Origin of the sequence: Klebsiella sp. 10-1, from assembly GCF_009758445.1 — a bacterium.
GTDB lineage: Bacteria > Pseudomonadota > Gammaproteobacteria > Enterobacterales > Enterobacteriaceae > Klebsiella > Klebsiella scottii.
This window is the reverse complement of record NZ_WQRE01000019.1, coordinates 1-220: the sequence shown is the minus strand read 5'-3', so window position 1 is coordinate 220 and position 220 is coordinate 1. Positions and strand designations below refer to the sequence as shown.

Annotated in this window: 1 rRNA gene; it reads left to right on the top strand. The window is 45.5% G+C overall.

The features are described from left to right. Positions 1-106: 106 nt before the first annotated feature. Positions 107-220: ribosomal RNA gene (locus tag GO007_RS28315) — 16S ribosomal RNA — on the top strand; the annotation flags it as partial.

The window sequence follows — 220 nt, the reverse complement described above, 5'->3', positions numbered from 1 at the left end:
AAAGTGACATGGATTCTTAACGTCCTCGGACGAAAAATGAATACCAAGTCTCAGTGAGTGAACATACGTAATTCATTACGAAGTTTAATTCATGAGCATCAAACTTAAATTGAAGAGTTTGATCATGGCTCAGATTGAACGCTGGCGGCAGGCCTAACACATGCAAGTCGAACGGTAGCACAGAGAGCTTGCTCTCGGGTGACGAGTGGCGGACGGGTGA